The organism is Pseudomonas sp. 10S5 (assembly GCF_035019745.1).
GTDB lineage: Bacteria > Pseudomonadota > Gammaproteobacteria > Pseudomonadales > Pseudomonadaceae > Aquipseudomonas.
This window is the reverse complement of the sequence record NZ_JASJVL010000006.1, coordinates 117,548-139,043: the sequence shown is the minus strand read 5'-3', so window position 1 is coordinate 139,043 and position 21,496 is coordinate 117,548. Positions and strand designations below refer to the sequence as shown.

The window sequence follows — 21,496 nt, the reverse complement described above, 5'->3', positions numbered from 1 at the left end:
AATCCGCAGCCATGCACTCAAGCGCGGCCCGGTTCAGTCGTTATTGTTTTGATCCCACTAAAGGCTACGATCAGTTCTAATGCTTAAACATCACATGCCTGACGGTGGTGTAGTCTTCCAATCCATACATGGACATATCCTTGCCATAACCGGACAGCTTTTGCCCGCCATGGGGCATTTCGCTGACCAACATAAAGTGGGTGTTGACCCACGTGCAGCCATACTGCAAACGGGCGGCCAGCCGATGGGCGCGGCCGACGTCCTTGGTCCACACCGAGGACGCCAGGCCATAATCCGACTCATTGGCCCACGCCAATGCCTGTGCTTCATCGTCGAATGGAGTCACCGTAACCACCGGTCCAAATACTTCGCGGCGGACGATTTCGTCATCCTGCTGAGCGTCGGCCAACACCGTTGGTTCGAAGAAGAAGCCATTGCCTTCTATCGCCTTGCCACCGGTGATCAGTCGAATGTGTGACTGGGCAAGTGCGCGCTCAACGAAACCCACAACTCGATCCCGATGCTGCGCAGAAATTAACGGACCCAATTGGGTTTCCGGATCGTTTTGCAAACCCACCTTAATGCTGCTGACCGCTTCGCCGAGTTGAGTGACGAATTTTTCGTAGATGCCTTTCTGTGCATAAATCCGGCACGCAGCGGTGCAGTCCTGCCCCGCGTTATAGAAGCCGAAGGTGCGAATACCGTCCACGGCGGCTTCAATATCGGCATCGTCAAAAATAATCACCGGCGCCTTGCCACCCAATTCCATGTGCATGCGTTTAACGCTGTCGGCGGTGCTGGAAATGATGTGCGAACCGGTAGCGATTGAGCCGGTTAGCGAGACCATCCGCACTTTCGGGTGGGTCACCAGCGGATTTCCCACGGTTTGCCCGCGACCGAACACCAGATTCAGCACGCCCGCCGGGAAGATATCGGCGGCCAACTCGACCAAGCGCAACGCGGTCAGCGGGGTTTGTTCTGACGGTTTGAGCACCACAGTATTACCTGCCGCCAACGCCGGTGCGATTTTCCAGGCGACCATCATCAGCGGGTAGTTCCACGGCGCAATCGAGGCAACAACGCCCACTGGATCACGGCGGATCATGGAGGTATGTCCCGGCAAATACTCACCCGCCGCCGAACCGCTCATACAACGGCTGGCGCCAGCGAAGAAACGGAACACGTCGGCGATCGCCGGCATTTCATCGTTGAGGGCGGCGTGGTACGGCTTGCCGCAGTTATCGGATTCAAGTTTTGCCAATTCTTCTGCATGAGCGTCGATGGCGTCGGCCAGTTTAAGTAGCAACAGCGAACGATCCTTGGGCGCGGTCTGCGACCAGCATTCAAATGCGGTCTCTGCGGCCCGCACGGCAGCATCGACCTGAGCCTCACTGGCTTCGTTGATTTCTACCAATACACGGCCCAACGCCGGGTTGAATATCGATTGGCTAGGGCCTTCGCCCGCGACCAAGTGGCCATTGATCAACAGTTTGGTTTGCATGGTTGGCTCCTACAGGGGAATTGGTTATTTACCACCACTGCCCGCGACGCTTTCGCCGCCGCGTGTCAGGTAATACGCGCCAAGGATTGGCAGCATAGTCACCAGCATCACCAGCATGGCGACCACGTTAGTCACCGGCACATCGCGCGGTCGACTGAGTTGGTTAAGCAGCCAAATCGGCAACGTCCGCTCATGGCCTGCGGTAAAGGTGGTCACGATGATCTCGTCAAACGACAACGCAAACGCCAGCATCCCGCCCGCTAATAAGGCTGAGCCGAGGCTGGGCATGATGATGTAGCGAAAGGTCTGCCAGCCGTCGGCGCCCAAATCCATGGATGCTTCGATCAAGCTGTGGGAGGTGCGGCGCAGTCGAGCGACAACGTTGTTGTAGACGATTACTACACAGAAGGTCGCGTGGCCGACGATGATGGTGAACATTCCCGGTTCGATGCCCAACGTCTTGAACGCCGAGAGCAAGGCGATACCGGTAATGATTCCCGGCAGTGCAATCGGCAGAATCAGCATCAGCGAGATACCGTCCTTGCCAAAAAAATCCCGGCGATAGAGCGCAGCGGAGGCCAGTGTGCCGAGGACCATCGCAATCAAGGTGGCGATGCAAGCAATCTCCAGCGAGAGCTTGATCGACTCCAGCACATCCGTCCGCGAGAAGGCCACGCTGAACCACTTGAGAGTGAATCCCCGTGGCGGAAAGCTGAAGGCGGCGTCTTCGGTGTTGAAGGCGTACATGAAGATGATGAAGATCGGAAAGTGCAAAAATACCAAACCGCCCCAGGCCGCCAGTTTCAAGCCCAGAGGTGCGTGCGCGCTGCCAGTCGAAGAGTTAAAGCGCATCGAAGGCTCCCAGGCGTTTGACAATGGACAGGTAAATCGCAATCAGCACGATGGGCACCAACGTGAAGGCCGCCGCCATGGGCATGTCGCCAATGGCGCCTTGCTCGGCGTAAACCATGCTGCCAATGAAGTAACCGGGCGGCCCGATCAATTGCGGCACGATAAAATCGCCCAAGGTCAGGGAGAAGGTGAAAATCGAACCGGCGGCGATCCCCGGCACCGACAGCGGCAATACCACGTTCATGAAGGTCTGGCGCGGCGTGGCCCCAAGGTCCGCAGAAGCTTGCAGTAATGAAGGCGGCAAGCGCTCCAGTGAGGCTTGAATCGGCAGGATCATGAATGGCAGCCAGATATAAACGAAGACCAGAAAGCGCCCCACGTTCGAGGTCGACAAGGTGCTGCCGCCAATCTCGGGAATGCTCAGGATCAACTGTAAGATCGATTCCAGGCCCAGATGCTGAACAAACCACTGCGCAACGCCGCCTTTGGCCAACAGCAGGGTCCAGGCGTAGGCCTTGACGATGTAACTGGCCCACATCGGCATCATCACCGCGATGTAAAAGAACGCTTTGGTTTTGCCGGTGGTGTAGCGCGCCATGTAATAAGCAACGGGAAACGCGATGATGCCGCTGGCAACCGACACGGCTACTGCCATGCTCAGGGTGCGGGTGATGATGTCGAAGTTGGCCGGATTGAACAGAGCTGCGAAGTTTTCCAGGGTCAGGACCGGGGTGACCGCCATGGTGAAGTCGTCGAAGGTGTAGAACCCCTGCCACAAGAGGTTCAGCAACGAGCCGAGGTACACCGCGCCAAACCAAAACAACGGTGGAATCAGCAGCAGAGACAGGTACAGATTGGGTCGTCGATACAGCAGATTGGAAAACCGCCGCAAGGGCGGTTGCCCAGTCGGCATCGCCTGATGAGAGATGGCCTGGCTCATGACTACGCGCCCTCGCTCAAGGCAGTTTCATGCAGCGTAATCATGGCTTCACGGGACCAGCGGGCCATAAGCCGCTGCCCCGGTTGGTGCTGCGCCGTGGTGTCCAGCCATTGGCTATTGGCGTGGCTGATGTTCAAGGTCTGGCCGTTATCGAGCGTGAGTTCGTAGCGGGTGGCGCTGCCCTGATATTGAACGTCGTGCAGCAAACCGCTGACCTCAATCTCATGGCTGCCGGCCTGGCCTTCGGCGAAACGAATATGCTCCGGGCGGATAGAAAAGGGCAGGGTGGTGCCGCTGAGTTGCAAGGCCAATTCACCGCGCAGCACGTTGGAGGTGCCGACAAACTCGGCGACAAAGGTGGTGGCCGGTTTCATGTACACATTGCGCGGGGTATCGACCTGCTCGATGCGACCCTTGTTGAACACCGCCACGCGGTCGGACATTGACAGCGCTTCGGTTTGATCATGGGTGACGAAAATGAAGGTGATGCCGAGTTGGCGTTGCAGCTTCTTCAGTTCACCTTGCATCTGCTCGCGTAGTTTCAAATCCAGCGCGCCCAGCGGCTCATCAAGCAATAGCACGCGCGGCCGATTGACCAGTGCCCGCGCCAAGGCGACCCGCTGGCGTTGGCCACCGGAAAGCTGCACCGGTTTACGCTCGCCGTAGCCGTCCAATGCGACCATGCCCAGTGCGTCCTGAGCGCGATTCAAGCGTTCGGTCTTGCCGACGCCTTTGACCTTCAGGCCGTAAGCAACGTTGTCCCGAACGTTCATGTGCGGGAACAGTGCGTAATCCTGAAACACGGTATTAACGTCCCGCTCATAGGGCGGCAGGCCTGCGGCTTCCTCGCCGTGAATACGAATCGACCCTGCGCTGGGCTGCTCGAAACCGGCAATCAAGCGCAGGCAGGTCGTTTTGCCCGAGCCCGATGGGCCCAGCATGGAGAAGAACTCACCGTCCTGAATATCAATAGAAACCCGGTCAACGGCCTTCACTTCGCCGAACTGACGGGAAACGTTAGTGAACTGGACTGCGAGTGTCATGGTTTAAGATTCCGAAATTCGAGAGCCCGGTGGGCTTTGAAACGCTGTGCAGGCTGTGTGGAACCGAACTCATTCGGGAAGCAAGCGCCACGGTCTATTAGAAAAGCCGCGCAATGTCATTCGCCAATGAATTCGCCCCACAGGGATGCCGCAGATTCAGCGTTAGCGGCCGCCCATGATCGCAATGTAGTCCTGGGTCCAGCGGCTGTACGGCACGAACTTGCCGCCTTCAGCTTGTGGAGTGGTCCAGAACGCGATTTTGTCGAACTGGTCGAAGCCGTTGGTATTACAGCCCTCAGCCCCGAGCAGTTCGCTGGCCTTACAGGCGGCCGGTACAGCTGGCAGCGAGCCGAACCACGCGGCTACATCCCCCTGGACTTTCGGTTGCATTGACCAGTCCATCCATTTGTAGGCGCAGTTTGGATGTTTGGCGTCGGCGTGCAGCATGGTGGTATCGGCCCAACCAGTGGCGCCTTCTTTGGGAATGGTCGAAGCCACTGGCTGTTTGTCGGTTTGCAGGCCATTGACCATGTAGCCCCATGAACTGGTGGCCGCGACGCCTTCGTTTTTCACGTCACTCATCTGCACGGTCGCGTCGTGCCAGTAGCGGTGGATCAACGCGTGTTGTTCACGCAGTAGATTCAGCACGGCCTTATATTGGGTTTCGGTCAGTTCGTAGGGGTTTTTGATGCCCAATTCAGGCTGGATGGATTTCAAATACAGTGCAGCATCGGCGATGTAGATCGGGCCGTCATACGCCTGCACCCGACCTTTGTTGGTCTTGCCATCGGGCAGCTTTTGTTCTTTGAACACTACGTCCCAGCTCACGGGCGGAGTTTTGAATACGTTGGTGTTGTACAGCAACACGTTCGGACCCCACTGATAAGGTGTGCCGTAGGTTTGCTTGTTGACCACATACCACGGTCCATTTACCAAGCGTGGATCAAGGTTCTTCCAGTTCGGAATCAGCGCAGTGTTGATCGGTTGTACCCGTTTACCGACGATCAAACGCAATGATGCGTCGCCGGATGCGGTCACCAGATCGTAACCGCCCTTGGCCATCAAACTGACCATTTCATCGGACGTGGCGGCGGTTTTGACGCTGACCTTACAGCCGGTTTCCTTTTCAAAACCTGTCACCCAGTCATACGCTTTATCACTCTCCCCCCGCTCTATGTAGCCCGGCCACGCCACAATATCGAGCTGGCCTTCACCTGGTCCCACTGTTTTAAGCATTTCTGCTGCCTGCACGCCACAACTGCTGAACAAGCTGGTGACAATAGCGCTGAGTACGGCGGTCTTGAGCACTGACATGGAATTCCCTCTTCTTTAATTATGGTCGGGGCAGTTTTGCAGGCAGCTGTAAGCTGTAAGCCGTAAGAGGTTTCGCTCTTACTATTACGTATAGCCGCAAGATCACAGGGTGTAGCCATTCTTCTTGTTTTTGATTCAGCTCTTGCTTGAAGCTTGCCGCTTATAACGCCACCCCATGTTTGGCCATAATGTGCCGCACTACGCTGTAGTCCTGCAGTGAGTCGCTGGACAAATCCTTGCCATAGCCCGAGCGCTTCAAGCCGCCGTGAGGCATTTCGCTGACCAGCATGAAATGGCTGTTGATCCAGGTGCAGCCATACTGCAACCGCGCGGCCACTTGCATGGCTTTGTCCAGATTCTGGGTCCATATCGACGACGCCAAGCCATATTCCGAATCGTTAGCCCAGTCCACCGCCTGTTCCAGTTGATCGAAGCGGGTCACTGTCACCACCGGCCCGAATACCTCGCGCTGGACAATTTCATCGCTTTGCTTGCAGCCCGCCAGCAGCGTCGGTTGATAGAAAAAACCCGCGCCGGAATGTACGGCCGCGCCGGTGATTCGCTCAATGTGCGGCTGGCCCAGCGCACGTTCGACAAAGCTGGCCACCCGGTCGCGCTGACGAGTACTAATCAGCGGCCCCATTTCATTGTCGGCGTCGCGTTTACCGGCAAAGCGCAGGCTGCTGACCGCCGCGCCGAGTTCGGCCACCAAGCGATCATGAATACCGGTTTGAGCATAGATTCGGCACGCAGCGGTGCAGTCCTGGCCGGCGTTGTAATAGCCGTAGGTACGAACGCCTTCGACCACGGCCTGAATGTCGGCGTCGTTGCAGACGATTACGGGGGCTTTTCCGCCCAGTTCCAAGTGTGTGCGTTTAAGGGTTTTGGCGGCGGCCTGAAGAATTTTCTGTCCGGTGACAATGTCACCGGTCAGCGAGACCATACGTACTTTCGGGTGGCTGACCAAATGGCTGCCGACGCCTTCGCCACCGCCGCAGATGATGTTGATCACCCCACGGGGCAATAGCTCGGCCAGGACAGGGGCCAATGCCAATATCGACAGCGGCGTATGTTCTGACGGCTTGAACACCAACGTGTTACCCGCCGCCAGCGCGGGGGCAATCTTCCAAGCGGCCATCATCATCGGGTAGTTCCATGGCGCAATGGACGCCACCACGCCAATAGCGTCACGGCGGACCATGCTGGTGTAACCCGGCAGGTATTCCCCAGACAATTGCCCCATCTGACAGCGCACGGCCCCGGCGAAAAAGCGGAACACATCGACGGTTGCGCTCAAGTCATCCTGACGTGCCAAGTGCAGCGGCTTGCCGCAGTTCAGCGATTCTAGGCGCGCCAACAGGTCGGCTTGTTTTTCGATGGCATCGGCAATCGACAACAGAATGACTGAGCGTTGCTGCGGCGTGGTTCGCGACCAACTGGCAAACGCGCGGTGCGCAGCGAGAATGGCAGATTCAACTTGCTCGGTACTGGCTTCCGCAACGCCGATCAGGACATCTCCGTTGGCCGGATTGATAATCGGCTCGGCAAAGCCCTGTCCAGCGACCAGTTCTCCGTCGATCAGCAGTGCAGTGAATAATGGAGTCGGGTTACCGGGCATTTTCGCTGTTCTCTTTTTAGGCGGGGGCATCCATGCATAGGCAAGCTCCGTTGCACGCCCGGCCTTAGCTCTGTCACAGAGACTAGTGCGCGGACGTACGGCCGACAAATGCTAAATACCGAAAGCAGCGTTCGATTAAATAGATAGCCGGCGTCCTGCGTTCGGTTGCTCTCGGGCAACGGTCAAAAAAGGGTCGACCAATGCTGGTCTGGCGGTGCCGCGGCGCCATGCCAAACCGACGTCCAGGGTCTGGGTGAGGTCGGCCAGCGGACGGGCCTCGATGATGTCGCCCTCCAGAGACCAAGGGCGGTAGGTCATGTCCGGCTGAATCGACACGCCCAGGCCTGCGGCGACCAAGCTGCGCACCGCTTCAGTGGAGGCGGTGCGCAACGTGATATGCGGTTGCAGCCCGGCACGGACCCACATGCGCAGCGCGTTTATGTCCATTTCATCGACATTGAGCTGGATTAGCGGCTCGCGGGCGATGTCCGCAAGGCTAATGCTGTCGTGTTCCAGCAGTGGATGCTGTGCGGGTAGCCAAACCCGGTGAGGTGAGTGGGTCAATACTTCTGTTTGCAGCGCATGGCGATCTTCCAGGTTCGAGAGGATCAATACGCCGACATCAATTTCGCCGCTTACCAACAGGTGTTCGATGTATTGACGCTCATCTTCCATCACCCGCAGCTCGACGTTGGGGTAGGCGCGCTGAAAACGGGTTAACAAGTCCGCCAAGTAATAGCCTGCCACCAAGCTGGTCACGCCGATGATCAACTGTCCCGCCACTTGATCGGTACTCTGTTGCAAGCTGCGCTTGGCGTTGTCCACCGTTGCCAGAATCAGATGCGCTTGACGCAAAAATTGATGGCCTTGATGCGTCAGGGTCATGCCTTTGGCGTGACGATTGAACAGGCATACGCTGATTTCCTGCTCCAGTTGTTGAATGGCGAGAGTCAGCGTTGATTGAGATATGAACACCGCTTGGGCGGCCGCCGATATCGAACCGGTTTCGGCGACCGCGATAAAGTGACGAATCTGACGCAGCGTCATCATGAGAATGGCTCTAGTGGGTAACGTTTTTATTGATTTTTTCGAGTGTATATCTTTTTTATCGATAGGCCCGTTTGCCCTGCTTCAGGTCCGGATAAAGGCTGCAACTTCGCCCGGTTTATACGTTTTGCACTGCATTGGGGCTTTTCTCGAATAAGCGTTGGAAAAACCTCAAAAGTATGTGGGAAACATCGATCTAAGGCCGAATGGCCTGGGCTATACTCAGCCAGCTTTGGATCGCCTGTCGGTCCACTTCTTGAACGCGGCAAACGCTGCCGAGTTGAACTCTTGAGGGCAGGACCGTGAAGAATTGGACATTGCGCCAGCGAATATCGGCGAGTTTCGCTGTGATTATCGCCATCATGTTATTGATGGTTGTCGTGTCGTATACCCGGCTGTTATCGATTCAATCCAGTGAAGAGAAGGTTGAAACCGACGCCCTTCCTGGTCTTTATTACAGCACCATGGTTCGCAGTGCCTGGGTAAACAGTTACCTCGCTACCTTACAGTTGTTCAGTGAAGACCAAGGCAGAGTGCTCACGCCTGCCGAAATCAGCAATTTCAAAGGCTACGAAGATACGTTGGTCGGTGAACTGAATAACTACCGCAAGACGGTTTTCGACGCCGAGGATCAGGCGTCTGTCGATGAGTTTGAGAAACAGCATGCTGACTATATAAAGATCACCAATGAGGTGCTCGCCCTCTATCAAGCCAATGATTTTGTTAAGGCACACAACCTGTTTGCCTCACAAATGGAACCCTCGTGGAACCGGGGCCGCGCGTTGCTGACGTCGTTGATCGTCCAAAACAAACAATCGGCAGACCGGTCGATGGCTTCAATCGCGTCAACGGTGCTTTCCGCGAAAATCAGCATGGGTGTCTCCTTGCTGATTGCCATCATTGCCGCAGTTTTCTGCGGACTACTGTTGATGCGCGCGATCATGGCGCCAATGCGGCGGATCGTCTGGGTGCTCGACATCATGCGCGCCGGTGACCTTAGCAAGCGCTTGAACCTGGGACGTAAAGATGAGTTTGGCGCAGTAGAAACTGGTTTCAACGACATGATGGCCGAGCTGACCGGTCTGGTCTCACAGGCCCAGCGATCATCAGTACAAGTCACCACCTCGGTCACTGAAATCGCCGCTACGTCCAAGCAACAGCAAGCTACGGCTACCGAAACCGCTGCCACTACCACTGAAATTGGCGCAACGTCTCGAGAAATTGCAGCAACGTCTCGGGATCTGGTACGCACCATGACGGAAGTCACCACCGCCGCCGATCAAGCTTCGATCCTCGCCGGATCTGGCCAGCAAGGCTTGGCGCGTATGGAAGAAACCATGCACTCGGTCATGGGCGCCGCCGATCTGGTAAATGCCAAGCTGGCGATCCTTAACGAGAAAGCCGGCAACATCAATCAAGTGGTTGTGACCATTGTCAAAGTCGCCGACCAGACCAATCTGCTCTCACTTAACGCAGCCATTGAAGCGGAAAAAGCCGGCGAGTATGGGCGCGGATTTGCGGTGGTTGCGACTGAAGTTCGGCGTCTGGCTGACCAGACGGCTGTGGCCACCTACGACATTGAGCAAATGGTTCGCGAAATTCAGTCCGCAGTGTCTGCGGGCGTGATGGGTATGGACAAATTCTCTGAAGAGGTCCGGCGCGGCATGTTCGAGGTGACCCAAGTCGGCGAGCAACTCTCACAGATTATTCATCAAGTGCAGGCGCTGGCGCCGCGCGTGTTGATGGTCAATGAAGGTATGCAGGCCCAGGCGACGGGTGCCGAACAGATCAACCAGGCGCTGGTGCAATTGGGTGACGCCAGTAGCCAGACGGTTGATTCGCTGCGCCAAGCCAGCTTCGCTATCGACGAGTTGAGTCAGGTGGCGGTTGGGTTGCGAAGTGGCGTGTCGCGTTTCAAAGTTTGAGAACGAGCGATGATTGAGCAATCGGCCAAGCGGGGCGCCTCACCGCCACGGAGCACCTTATTTCTGCTGTTTCTCATCGGCCAAGAGCGTTACGCGCTGGAGGCGGTGGATATCGCAGAAGTATTACCGCGCCTGCAGCTCAAACCCATTGCCCAGACACCGCATTGGGTGGCAGGCGTGTTCGCGCATCGGGGCACTATGGTGCCGGTTATCGACCTTAGCGCGCTGACCTTCGGCCATCCTGCACAGGCTCGGACCAGTACTCGGCTGGTGTTAGTGAACTATCGACCGGACGCCGATCGTCCTAGCCAACTGCTTGGCCTGATTCTCGAACAAGCGACCGAAACCTTGCGTTGCCTTCCTGCCGAGTTCAAACATTACGGGTTGGATAACCCCCAGGCGCTTTATCTGGGGCCAGTACGTGAGGATGAAAAAGGCTTGTTGCAATGGGTGCGAGTGCAGGACTTGCTCAGTGATCCCGTGCGCGAACTGCTTTACCCCGTGAAGTCTTCGGACATCGAGCTTTTTGAGGGTGAACCATGAGCAGTGACCAACACTTTTTTACCTTCCTTAAAAACCGGATAGGTCTGGACGTCGCGTCTGTGGGCGAGGCCATTATCGAGCGTGCGGTGCGGCAGCGCAGCATTCTGGCAAAGTCCCAGAGCATCGAAGATTATTGGCAACTTTTGCTCACGTCGGCCACTGAACAACAAGCGTTGATTGAAGCCGTAATCGTGCCTGAGACATGGTTTTTCCGTTATCCGGAATCGTTTGCGACCTTGGGCAAGCTGGCTCAGGCACGCTTGGCTGAACTCATGGGTGTGCGGCCGTTGCGCATTCTCAGCTTGCCGTGTTCCACAGGCGAAGAGCCTTATTCAATCGCCATGGCGTTGTTCGACACCGGGTTGATGCCGCAGCAATTTCAGATTGATGCCGTAGACATCAGCCCGCTATCAATCGAGCGCGCCCAACATGGCATTTACGGAAAGAACTCCTTTCGCGGCGAACACATCGAGTTTCGCGACCGACACTTTAGCGCCAAAGACGACAGCTGGCTGATCAGCGAGCGCGTGCAAGCGCAGGTTAGCTTTCAGCCTGGCAACGTGCTTGATCCCGGTTTGTTTTCCGCTCAGCCAGCCTATGATTTTGTGTTCTGCCGCAATCTGCTGATCTATTTCGACTTGGCGACTCAACAGCGGGTGTTCAACGTGCTCAAAGGCTGGACCCGTGTGGACGGAGTGCTGTTTATTGGCCCTGCTGAAGGGAATTTGCTGGCTCGCTTGGGGATGCGTTCGATCGGCGTTGCGCAGTCGTTCGCCTTCAGTCGCCATGCCGACAACGTTCCGGAGCCAGTCGCCACTGGGGTGGCACCGCCGCTTTCGCGGCCGCTCACGCCCGTGACGTGGCCGTCGACGCCACGCCCGCTGGTAGCCAGGCCGTCAATCACGACCCTGACGCAGCGGTCATCCATTGAACCCGCCGCCGTGGATACCGACGCTGCCAGTCTACTGAGCACCATCGCAGCCCTCGCGAACCAGGGTAGAAGCGCGGAGGCTCGTGCGGGCTGTGAGCGTTTTCTGCAACTGTTTGAACCCTCGGCGCAAGTGTTTTATTGGTTGGGCCTGCTGAGTGATCTTGGTGGTCAGCGCTTAGAGGCGCAAAGCTTGTATCGCAAAGCGCTGTACCTGCAACCGCAACATCCCGAAGCGTTAGCGCAGCTTGCGGCGCTACTCACCTCCCAGGGTGATCTCGCGGGTGCGCGACGATTGCATGAGCGGGCAACTCGGAGCTTGGGCAAGGACGGACATAAACCATGAGCGCCCCGCAGAATGAGGTGAGCTTGATTCAAGAGGACACTCAGGCAATTGATGATTGCTGGAACCGCATCGGCATTCATGGCGTGCGTTCGTGCCCACTATTGGTCGAGCACATTCATTGTCGTAATTGCGCGGTGTACTCTGCTGCGGCCACGCGGTTGCTGGACCGCTATTCGCTGGTTCAGGAACAACGTATACCGACCCACAGCAGCAAGGCTCATAACGAAATTAAAACCCGGTCGGTTCTTATATTTCGCCTGGGCGAAGAGTGGCTGGGGTTGCCTACCCGCTGTCTGATTGAAGTGGCGCCACTACAGGCTATTCACTCGTTGCCACATCAGCGCTCTCGAGCTTTGCTGGGCGTTGCCAATGTCAGGGGTGCGTTAGTGGCGTGTGTGTCGTTGGTTGAGCTTCTTGGGTTGGACAGTACTGCGGTAGTCAATCCATCAAACCGAATCATGCCTCGCATGTTGATAATTACCGCTGAGGGTGGGCCGGCGGTAGTCCCGGTGGACGAAGTCGACGGTATACACGCCATTGACCAAGGCACCTTGGATTCAGCATCGAATCCTGGTCAGCACGCCAATGCCAAATACACCCGGGGCGTCATCCGCTGGAAAGCCCGCAGTCTGCGCTTGCTCGATGAAGACCAGTTGCTGTCGGCCATGAACCGGAGCTTCTCATGACCCCAGAGCAAATGCGCGACGCTTCGTTGTTCGAGCTCTTTGCGTTAGAGGCCGAAGCGCAAACCCAGGTTCTCAGTACGGGGTTGTTGGCGCTGGAGCGCAATCCAACCCAAGCCGATCATCTGGAAGCGTGTATGCGTGCTGCCCATTCGCTCAAAGGTGCGGCGCGGATTGTTGGGGTTGATGCTGGAGTCAGCGTCGCTCATGTAATGGAAGATTGCCTGGTCAGCGCTCAAGAGTCGCGCTTGTACCTGATGCCTGAACATATCGACGCTTTGCTGCTGGGTACTGATTTATTGTTGCGCATCGCCACGCCAGGCAGTACCGGCGTCAGGCCGGAAGATATCAACGCCTACGTGTTGCAAATGAACCGTTTGCTGGCGCCCACGGTTGTAGTTGCAAAGTCGCCCGCGCTGCCGCCATCACTTGAATCTCTACTGTCGACTTCAGCGACTCTTACAACCGACTTTTCGACTGCTGATTTGTTGGCGCAGGCGCTACGGCTTGACGCCTTGGCACTTGAGGTCGCACCCGCGCAGAGCGCGGCACCGACGACTGATGTCAGCTCTGCCTCGTCCCGTGTTTCACGGCGCAGGCGTCAAGACACAGAAGGCGGCGAGCGTGTTTTGCGTGTTACCGCTGAACGTCTGAACAGTCTGCTCGATCTGTCGAGCAAAGCCCTCGTTGAGACCCAGCGGCTCAAACCATATTTAGCGACGATGCAACGGGTCAAACGCCTGCAAAACCAAAGCGGTCAAGCCCTGGACAGTCTTGAAGCGAAGCTTAATGAAGCGGGCGCCAGCGCTGAAGTCCATGACGCACTGGAAGAATCACGGCGTTTGTTATCCCAGGCCCAAGCGATGTTGACCCAGCAAACGGCTGAGCTGGACGAGTTTGGTTGGAATGCCGGTCGGCGTGCCCAACAACTCTACGACACCGCGCTGGCGTGTCGGATGCGACCCTTTGCCGATGTATTGGGCGGGCAAGCTCGCATGGTTCGTGACTTGGGTCGCGAGCTGGGTAAGCAGGTGCGATTAGAGATTGAGGGTGAGAAGACTCAGGTTGACCGCGATGTCTTGGAAAAACTCGAAGCGCCATTGACGCATCTGTTGCGCAATGCAGTTGACCATGGCGTGGAGTTTCCCGCAGAGCGGTTGCTAGCAGGCAAGCCCGCTGAAGGGTTGATCCGCTTGAAAGCTTCCCACCAGGCCGGGTTGTTGGTATTGGAGATCAGCGACGACGGCGCAGGAGTCGATCTGGACAGGCTGCGCCGCAGCATTATCGAGCGCCAGCTATCGCCCACCGAGACCGCCGCACAATTAAGTGAAGAAGAGCTGCTGAGTTTTCTGTTTTTGCCCGGTTTCAGCCTGCGCGAGACGGTCACTGAGGTGTCCGGGCGCGGCGTGGGTCTGGACGCCGTGCAGCATATGGTCCGCCAATTGCGCGGTTCGGTTGAGCTAGAGCAAGGCGCTGGACAGGGCAGCTGTTTTCATATTGAAGTTCCGCTGACGCTGTCGGTAGTCCGTAGCCTTGTGGTGGAAGTCGGTGGTGAGGCTTATGCCTTCCCGTTGGCTCACATCGAGCGCATGCGGGATTTGAAATCCGACGAAATTGTGCAGCTTGAAGGTCGTCAGCATTTTTGGCACGAGGGACGACATGTTGGCCTGGTTGCCGCGAGTCAGCTACTTCAGCGACCGCAGAGCACGTCGGTGTCTGAGGTGCTGAAGGTCGTCGTGATACGCGAACGTGACGCCGTGTATGGCGTGGCCGTGGAGCGCTTCGTCGGCGAGCGAACGCTGGTGGTGCTGCCTCTTGATCCGCGTCTGGGTAAGGTCCAGGACATTTCTGCCGGGGCGTTATTGGACGATGGTTCAGCGGTATTGATCATCGACGTCGAGGACATGTTGAGGTCGGTGGAAAAGCTCCTCAATACAGGGCGACTGGAACGTATTGACCGCCGCAGCCAACAGGTTGATAAGGCGGTGCGCAAGCGCGTGCTGGTAGTGGATGACTCACTGACGGTGAGGGAGCTGCAGCGCAAGTTGCTGGTCAACCGTGGCTATGAAGTGGCTGTTGCAGTCGACGGCATGGACGGTTGGAACGCGTTGCGTGCCGAGGATTTCGATTTGTTGATCACAGACATCGATATGCCACGCATGGACGGCATCGAACTGGTGACGTTGCTGCGTCGCGACAGCCGTTTGCAATCTTTGCCGGTGATGGTGGTTTCCTACAAAGATCGAGAAGAAGATCGTCGGCGCGGCCTGGATGCTGGCGCGGATTACTACCTGGCCAAAGCCAGCTTCCATGACGATGCCCTGCTGGACGCGGTCACGGAGTTGATAGGGAGTGCGCAAGGATGAAAATCGCAATCGTCAACGATATACCCATGGCGGTCGAAGCGTTGCGCCGTGCCATCGCTTTGGAACCGCAACACCAGGTGATCTGGATAGCAAGCAATGGCGCCGAAGCGGTTGAGCGTTGCGCTCAATTGACACCTGACTTGATCTTGATGGACTTGATCATGCCAGTCATGGACGGCGTAGAGGCCACCCGCCAAATCATGGCCGCGACGCCTTGCGCCATCGTCATTGTGACTGTCGACCGGGAGCAAAATGTCCATCGGGTATTCGAAGCCATGGGGTATGGTGCACTGGATGTGGTTGACACTCCATCGCTTGGTGCCGGTAATCCAAAGGATGCCGCAGCTCCATTACTGCGCAAGATTCTTAATATTGGCTGGCTGATTGGCCAGCGCGACAGCCGCGTACGCACCGTCTTGACCCCGTTGCGGCAAAGTGTCCAGCGTCGCGGATTAGTTGCTATTGGTTCATCTGCGGGTGGTCCCGCCGCATTGGAAATACTGCTTAAAGGATTGCCGACGACATTCCCGGCGGCCATTGTGCTGGTGCAGCATGTTGATCAGGTTTTTGCGGCGGGCATGGCCGAATGGCTAAGCAGCGCTTCAGGTTTACCGGTGCGGTTGGCTTGCGACGGCGAACCCCCGCAAAACGGCACGGTCTTATTGGCCGGTACCAATCACCATATTCGCTTGTTGAAAAACGGCAACTTGGCCTATACGGCTGAGCCTGTGAACGAAATTTATCGGCCCTCTATCGATGTGTTCTTCGACAGTGTGGCCCGCTTTTGGAGTGGAGATGCGGTGGGTGTGTTGTTGACAGGTATGGGGCGTGACGGTGCCGAAGGGCTTAAGTCAATGCGCCAACAGGGATTTCTGACCATTGCGCAGGATCAGCAGAGCAGTGCGGTGTACGGCATGCCTAAGGCTGCTGCAGCCATAGATGCGGCCGTTGAAATAAGGCCCCTGGAAAAAATCGCATCCAGATTAATGGAGGTGTTCGCCCAATGATCATTGAGATGAGTTTTTTTCCAGCCAACTCGCGGGAGCCCCGTCATGCATGACTTACAAATAGATGGTTTTAAAAAAACCGACGAAAACTCTGCGATGGTGCTGCTTGTTGATGACCAGGCGATGATCGGTGAAGCTGTGCGACGTGGCCTTGCCAACGAAGAAAACATCGATTTCCATTTTTGCGCCGATCCCCATCAAGCGGTCAGTCAGGCCATTTTAATTAAACCGACGGTGATCCTGCAGGATCTGGTGATGCCAGGCCTTGACGGACTGACGCTGGTCCGCGAATACCGCAACAATCCTCAAACCAAAGATATTCCGATCATTGTGCTATCGACCAAGGATGACCCGCTGATCAAAAGCGCGGCGTTTGCCTCTGGCGCAAATGACTATCTGGTCAAGCTGCCGGACACTATTGAATTGGTGGCGCGCATTCGTTATCACTCGCGCTCCTACATGACCCTGCTTCAGCGCGACGAAGCTTACCGCGCTCTGCGCGTCAGCCAACAGCAGTTGCTCGACACCAATCTGGTGTTGCAACGTTTGATGAACTCCGACGGCCTGACCGGGTTGTCCAATCGTCGGCATTTCGACGAATACCTGGAGTTGGAATGGCGTCGGGCTGCGCGTGAGCAGACCCAAATGTCGCTACTGATGATCGACGTCGATTACTTCAAGGCCTACAACGACAGCTTTGGCCATTTGGAAGGCGATGAGGCGTTGCGCGGGGTCGCCCAGGCAATCCGCGCAAGCTGTGCGCGTCCTTCCGATCTGCCGGCACGTTACGGCGGCGAGGAATTTGCGCTGGTGTTGCCCAACACGTCACCGGGCGGCGCGCGATTGCTAGCAGAAAAACTGCGCCACACCGTGACCGCCCTGGCAATCCCACACAACTCCCCGGTGCCGGGTTCCACTTTGTCGATCAGCATCGGCTTGGCGACCATGATCCCTCAGCCGGGCTCTAACAGCCGCCAACTGATTCAAGAGGCCGACAAGGGCCTGTATTCAGCAAAGAACAACGGGCGTAATCAAGTGGTGGTGGGTGGGTAGTGTTTTCGCAAATGTCGCGCGGCCCTCTGTATTAGGCAGCTTGTTCGCGAGAGGCGTTATTCGATCAGCCTGACATGACCCCCGCCAACCAGTCGGCTGCTACGGGGATTGCGCGATATCAGGCACAATAATCCCGCCAGCGCTGCTTAACAGGCTGCCTTAGCGGTCTTCTGTGGGGTATACTCGTCGGCTTTCAAAAGTTCGCCTACGAGTGCTGCCTACCATGGAAATCAACCCGATTCTAAACAGCATCAAGGACCTGTCCGAGCGTTCCGAAACCATTCGGGGGTATCTTTGACTACGATCAAAAGCATGAGCGCCTGACCGAAGTCAATCGCGAGCTTGAAGATCCTGCTGTCTGGAACAACCCCGAATATGCACAGAACCTGGGCCGCGAGCGTTCCTTGCTGGCACAGATCGTCGACACCCTGGACGAAATGTCCTCCGGTTTGAACGACGCCAAAGACCTGTTGCTGATGTCGGCTGAAGAAGAAGATCAAGCTGCCGTGGATGATGTGGCCGCTGAAGTAGAGCGCCTGCGCGAATCGCTTGAAAAACTCGAATTCCGCCGGATGTTCAGCGGTGAGATGGACGCTAACAACGCTTACCTCGATATCCAGGCCGGCTCCGGCGGGACCGAGGCTCAAGATTGGGCCAACATCTTGCTGCGCATGTACCTGCGATGGGCGGATAAACGCGGTTTCGACGCGACCATCATGGAGTTGTCTGCCGGTGAAGTCGCTGGAATCAAAGGCGCGACCCTGCACATCAAAGGTGAGTACGTGTTCGGTTGGTTGCGCACCGAGATTGGCGTGCACCGTCTGGTGCGCAAGAGTCCGTTCGACTCCGGCAACCGTCGTCATACCTCATTCTCCGCGGTGTTTGTTTCCCCGGAAATCGATGACAACATTGAGATCGACATCAACCCGTCGGACCTGCGGATCGATACTTATCGTTCGTCCGGTGCCGGTGGTCAGCACGTTAACACCACTGACTCTGCGGTACGGATTACTCACGTGCCGACCAACACCGTGGTCAGCTGTCAGAATGAACGTTCCCAGCATTCCAACAAAGACACCGCGATGAAAATGTTGCGAGCGCGTTTGTACGAGCAGGAAGTGCAGAAGCGCAACGCCGCTTCGCAGGCCCTTGAGGACACCAAGTCGGACATTGGCTGGGGTCATCAGATTCGTTCATACGTGCTCGATCAGTCGCGGATCAAGGATTTGCGCACCAACATCGAACGCAGCGACTGCAACAACGTACTCGACGGCGACATCGACGAATACCTTGAGGCCAGCCTCAAGCAAGGACTGTAGTCAGATGTGCACACTTCGTTTCAAGACGCAGCGGCGCTGATCAGGCATTGATCAATAGCCCCGATTCAAGTCCCTCGTCTCTGGCGAGGGCACCGAACCTGTGATGGAAATCCAAGACATGAGCGACCAACAACTCGACCCGCAAGACCTGCAACAGGAAGAAAACAGCCTGATCGCCCTGCGCAAGGAAAAACTTGCCGTCGAGCGCGCCAAAGGCCATGTCTTCCCCAACGACTTCCGCCGCGACAGCTACTGCAATGACTTGCAGAAGCAGTATGCCGACAAGACCAAGGAAGAGCTGTTGGCTGCAGCGATTCCGGTCAAGGTTGCGGGTCGTCTCATGCTTAACCGTGGCTCGTTCATGGTGATTCAGGACATGACCGGTCGCATCCAGGTCTACGTCAACCGCAAGACTCTGTCAGAAGACACCTTGGCCTCGGTCAAGACCTGGGACTTGGGCGATATTATTGCTGCTGAAGGCACCTTGGCCCGTTCCGGCAAAGGCGACCTGTACGTTGAAATGACCAACGTGCGTTTGCTGACCAAGTCACTGCGCCCGCTGCCGGATAAGCACCACGGCCTGACCGATACCGAAACCCGTTACCGCCAGCGCTATGTTGATTTGATCGTCAACGAAGAAGTCCGCGACACTTTCCGCACTCGTTCACAAGTCATCGCGCACATTCGTGCCTTCTTCATGAAGCGTGATTTCCTTGAAGTGGAAACACCCATGTTGCAAACCATTCCCGGCGGGGCTGCGGCCAAACCGTTCGAGACTCATCACAACGCCCTGGACCTGGACATGTTCCTGCGTATCGCACCGGAGCTGTTCCTCAAGCGCTTGGTCGTTGGTGGTTTCGAGCGAGTGTTTGAGATCAACCGCAACTTCCGCAACGAAGGCGTTTCGACTCGGCATAACCCTGAGTTCACCATGCTTGAGTTCTATCAGGCATACGCCGATTACGAAGACAACATGGACCTTACTGAAGAGCTGTTCCGTGAGCTGGCGCAATTGGTCTTGAACAGTACTGATGTGCCTTATCAAGGCAAAGTATTCCACTTTGGCGAGCCGTTTCAGCGCATCTCGGTGTTCGCATCGATCCTCAAGTACAACCCGGACATCACCGCGGCCGACCTTGAAGACATTGACAAGGCCCGCGCTATCGCCAAGAAGGCCGGTGCTGCGGTTAAAGGCTTTGAAGGTCTGGGCAAGCTGCAAACCATGATTTTCGAAGAGCTGGTCGAGCATCAACTCGAACAGCCGACGTTTATCACTGAGTATCCGTTCGAAGTGTCGCCGCTGGCACGTCGCAACAACACCAACCCTAACGTCACCGACCGTTTCGAATTGTTCATCGGCGGTCGTGAAATCGCCAACGCCTACTCCGAGTTGAACGACGCGGAAGACCAGGCCGAGCGTTTCCAGGCGCAGGTTCGCGACAAGGATTCCGGTGACGATGAAGCCATGCATTACGATGCTGACTTCGTTCGCGCGTTGGAATACGGCATGCCGCCCACCGCTGGTGAAGGCATAGGCATCGACCGCTTGGTGATGCTACTGACCGACGCACCGTCGATTCGCGACGTGATCCTGTTCCCGCATATGCGCCCACAAGCGTAATAATCGATGAAGAAGCCGCCCGATGAGGCGGCTTTTTTATACGCTAAAGGAGACCCATCGTGACCCGTGGCATCGCTCAAGAAGGGGCTGCTGGCATCGCAACGGCGGTGGCGCTCAGTGTTCAATATCAAGGGCGTAAAGCCAGTCAGCGGGGCAGTGAGCAGCGTCGACAAGACATTCTCGACGCGGCGATGCGAATTGTCGTACGTGATGGCGTACGGTCTGTGCGCCATCGCGCAGTGGCCACTGAAGCCCGCGTGCCGCTTTCGGCCACCACTTACTATTTCAAAGACATGGACGACCTGATCACTGACGCCTTTTCCCAATACGTCGAACGCAGTGCGGCTTACATGGCCAAACTATGGGGCAATACTGAAGTGGTGCTGCGCGGCATGCTTGCACTCAGCGATGGCAGTGCCCAATCGCGGGCTCAATTGGCCGACGACATTGCGTTGATGGCCCTTGAATACCTGCGCCATCAATTGACCACACGACGCGAGCATTTGATCGCTGAGCATGCATTCCATCATGAGGCGTTGATCAACCCGCGGCTGGTGCAGTTAGTGAGTGCACATCAGCAGATTTTGCTGCAGGGCACCTTCCAGTTTTTACAGGTTATGGGGTCGACGCAACCGCAACAGGACGCTCAAGTGTTGACGGGGATTATCTGTCGGATGGAATATCAGGGCCTGCTAGACGGTCCGCAGCCTGATGGGGACGAAACAATGCTTGGAATTCTTACCCGTTACATGCATTTGGTACTGGGCGCACCAACACTGACCAGCGAGTAAATATGCGATTTTTCAGGACATCCTCAGTCGTCATCGCTTTATCGTTCTTGTTATTAAGCGGCTGTCTGGTCACGTTCAAAGACCCTATTGCGGCAAGCGACGACGCGCCCGCTGGACTGCTTGGCAAGTGGACAAGTCAAAACGCCTGGGGCGATGCGCTTGAACTGGAGATTACCCGTTTAGGCAATCACGAGTACAAAGCCGTCAGCTACCGCAAGGGGGACCGCAAAAACCGTGACGAGTACACGTTTACCGTGTCGCGGCATGGCAGTCGCTGGTACCTGTCGGCAGCCTTGCCAAAAAAATATGGCGCTAATTTCGTCATTGCCGGGTTTGAATTGACCGAAACCCATGAATTAGTGGTCTACCCCCTCGATATTGATCGGATCAATCAGTTGGTCGACCAGAAGCTCTTGGCGGCAGACAATTTGGAAACCGAAAAAGGCGACGGTGTGTTGGTCACTAGCCCCCTGGATCAGGTGTTTCGCTATCTCGACGATCCGGCGAATTCCGATGTATTCATCGAAATGGCGCGATACCAGCGCCTGATTCAGTAGCGGCGCCTGTATGCAGCGAGCCGTCATTTAGCAAGGAGTATC

Annotated in this window: 18 protein-coding genes; 11 read left to right on the top strand and 7 right to left on the bottom strand. The window is 56.5% G+C overall.

Features of this window, described 5'->3' with window-relative positions; genetic code table 11:
- Nucleotides 1-76: 76 nt before the first annotated feature.
- From QN378_RS08250 to QN378_RS08220, 7 genes are all read right to left on the bottom strand, one after another.
- On the bottom strand, nucleotides 77-1,501 hold the full coding sequence (locus QN378_RS08250; RefSeq protein WP_322201579.1) for a gamma-aminobutyraldehyde dehydrogenase: 1,425 nt from the start codon (nucleotides 1,499-1,501) through the stop codon (nucleotides 77-79).
- Between the two features lie 24 nt (nucleotides 1,502-1,525).
- A complete protein-coding gene (locus QN378_RS08245) occupies nucleotides 1,526-2,353 on the bottom strand; it encodes an ABC transporter permease (RefSeq protein WP_322201580.1) in 828 nt (275 codons plus the stop codon).
- Nucleotides 2,343-3,293: an ABC transporter permease gene (locus tag QN378_RS08240; protein WP_323550881.1), complete on the bottom strand. Its 951-nt coding sequence runs from the start codon at nucleotides 3,291-3,293 to the stop codon at nucleotides 2,343-2,345. Before QN378_RS08240 ends, QN378_RS08245 begins: the two co-directional genes overlap by 11 nt.
- 2 nt (nucleotides 3,294-3,295) lie before the next feature.
- On the bottom strand, nucleotides 3,296-4,336 hold the full coding sequence (locus tag QN378_RS08235) for an ABC transporter ATP-binding protein (protein ID WP_322201584.1): 1,041 nt from the start codon (nucleotides 4,334-4,336) through the stop codon (nucleotides 3,296-3,298).
- Between the two features lie 162 nt (nucleotides 4,337-4,498).
- Entirely contained in the window at nucleotides 4,499-5,650 is a 1,152-nt protein-coding gene (ydcS, locus tag QN378_RS08230; RefSeq protein WP_322201586.1) for a putative ABC transporter substrate-binding protein YdcS, read from the bottom strand.
- Nucleotides 5,651-5,810: 160 nt separating this feature from the next.
- Entirely contained in the window at nucleotides 5,811-7,268 is a 1,458-nt protein-coding gene (locus QN378_RS08225; RefSeq protein WP_322201588.1) for a gamma-aminobutyraldehyde dehydrogenase, read from the bottom strand.
- A gap of 135 nt (nucleotides 7,269-7,403) precedes the next feature.
- A complete protein-coding gene (locus tag QN378_RS08220; protein WP_322201590.1) occupies nucleotides 7,404-8,318 on the bottom strand; it encodes a LysR family transcriptional regulator in 915 nt (304 codons plus the stop codon).
- A 299-nt stretch (nucleotides 8,319-8,617) separates the two neighbouring features.
- On the opposite strand from QN378_RS08220, the gene QN378_RS08215 reads away from it, so the two are divergent.
- From QN378_RS08215 to QN378_RS08165, 11 genes are all read left to right on the top strand, one after another.
- Complete coding sequence (locus tag QN378_RS08215) at nucleotides 8,618-10,240, top strand: methyl-accepting chemotaxis protein (protein ID WP_322201592.1); 1,623 nt, start codon at nucleotides 8,618-8,620, stop codon at nucleotides 10,238-10,240.
- Nucleotides 10,241-10,249: 9 nt separating this feature from the next.
- Nucleotides 10,250-10,783 carry a chemotaxis protein CheW gene (locus QN378_RS08210; RefSeq protein WP_323550882.1) on the top strand — a complete coding sequence of 178 codons (534 nt, stop codon included), beginning with the start codon at nucleotides 10,250-10,252 and terminating at the stop codon, nucleotides 10,781-10,783.
- Nucleotides 10,780-12,057, top strand: coding sequence for a CheR family methyltransferase (locus QN378_RS08205; RefSeq protein WP_322201596.1), 1,278 nt, complete (start codon nucleotides 10,780-10,782; stop codon nucleotides 12,055-12,057). The genes QN378_RS08210 and QN378_RS08205 overlap by 4 nt, the downstream gene beginning before the upstream one ends.
- Nucleotides 12,054-12,743 carry a chemotaxis protein CheW gene (locus tag QN378_RS08200; RefSeq protein ID WP_322201598.1) on the top strand — a complete coding sequence of 230 codons (690 nt, stop codon included), beginning with the start codon at nucleotides 12,054-12,056 and terminating at the stop codon, nucleotides 12,741-12,743. The genes QN378_RS08205 and QN378_RS08200 overlap by 4 nt, the downstream gene beginning before the upstream one ends.
- On the top strand, nucleotides 12,740-15,106 hold the full coding sequence (locus tag QN378_RS08195) for a hybrid sensor histidine kinase/response regulator (protein WP_323550883.1): 2,367 nt from the start codon (nucleotides 12,740-12,742) through the stop codon (nucleotides 15,104-15,106). The genes QN378_RS08200 and QN378_RS08195 overlap by 4 nt, the downstream gene beginning before the upstream one ends.
- Nucleotides 15,103-16,113 carry a chemotaxis response regulator protein-glutamate methylesterase gene (locus tag QN378_RS08190; protein ID WP_322201602.1) on the top strand — a complete coding sequence of 337 codons (1,011 nt, stop codon included), beginning with the start codon at nucleotides 15,103-15,105 and terminating at the stop codon, nucleotides 16,111-16,113. The genes QN378_RS08195 and QN378_RS08190 overlap by 4 nt, the downstream gene beginning before the upstream one ends.
- Before the next feature lie 45 nt (nucleotides 16,114-16,158).
- Complete coding sequence (locus QN378_RS08185; RefSeq protein ID WP_322201604.1) at nucleotides 16,159-17,166, top strand: PleD family two-component system response regulator; 1,008 nt, start codon at nucleotides 16,159-16,161, stop codon at nucleotides 17,164-17,166.
- A 223-nt stretch (nucleotides 17,167-17,389) separates the two neighbouring features.
- A protein-coding gene (prfB, locus tag QN378_RS08180; RefSeq protein WP_322168031.1) for a peptide chain release factor 2 occupies nucleotides 17,390-18,485 on the top strand; the annotation gives its coding sequence in 2 pieces (ribosomal slippage) (nucleotides 17,390-17,461 and nucleotides 17,463-18,485; 1,095 coding nt in all).
- 118 nt (nucleotides 18,486-18,603) lie between these two features.
- The gene (gene lysS / locus QN378_RS08175) at nucleotides 18,604-20,106 is read left to right on the top strand and encodes a lysine--tRNA ligase (RefSeq protein ID WP_323567412.1); all 1,503 of its coding nucleotides are present in this window, start codon (nucleotides 18,604-18,606) and stop codon (nucleotides 20,104-20,106) included.
- 59 nt (nucleotides 20,107-20,165) lie between these two features.
- Nucleotides 20,166-20,897 (top strand): TetR family transcriptional regulator, encoded by a 732-nt coding sequence (locus QN378_RS08170; protein WP_323549408.1) that lies wholly within the window; start codon nucleotides 20,166-20,168, stop codon nucleotides 20,895-20,897.
- 2 nt (nucleotides 20,898-20,899) lie between these two features.
- A complete protein-coding gene (locus QN378_RS08165; protein WP_323549409.1) occupies nucleotides 20,900-21,454 on the top strand; it encodes a hypothetical protein in 555 nt (184 codons plus the stop codon).
- The last annotated feature ends 42 nt before the right edge of the window (nucleotides 21,455-21,496 follow it).